Origin of the sequence: Thermocrinis sp. (assembly GCF_036781485.1) — a bacterium.
Lineage (GTDB): Bacteria > Aquificota > Aquificia > Aquificales > Aquificaceae > Thermocrinis.
This window is the reverse complement of sequence record NZ_DAIQAX010000001.1, coordinates 270,552-270,941: the sequence shown is the minus strand read 5'-3', so window position 1 is coordinate 270,941 and position 390 is coordinate 270,552. Positions and strand designations below refer to the sequence as shown.

Below are 390 nucleotides of genomic sequence, written 5' to 3'. Positions count from 1 at the left end.
CAAAATTAGCCAAGAGATGGGAAACAGTTGGATAAAAAGCATAATAAACGCAAGGCTTGAACTAAGTAGGCTTTATAGAAAAAATCCATCCTTAGTAAAAAAGTCCGAAGAAGAACTTCAAGAAGCGTGGGAAGATGCGATCAAAAGCTTAATCGGTTGGTTTAAATATCCAGAAAACAAGACCATAGCAAAACGGTTTTTTGGGAGGCTACCGACGGAGAAAGACTTCCCAAGCAAGTGTCCATACACCTTTGAACAGGTGCTTGAGTATGAACCTTGGATTGAGGAGATTTAGCATGGCTATAAGAATCTCCGAAAACCTCAAAGAGCTATACGAAAAAGACTTTTACCTTTGGGTTATGGAAAACCTAAGGCTTTTGAAGGAGAGGC

Annotated in this window: 1 protein-coding gene; it reads left to right on the top strand. The window is 39.7% G+C overall.

The window, feature by feature from the left end; translation table 11 throughout:
* The coding region (locus V7P40_RS01575) for a DUF29 family protein (protein WP_333784212.1) at positions 1-295 on the top strand (295 nt) is incomplete at its 5' end.
* Between the last annotated feature and the right edge of the window lie 95 nt (positions 296-390).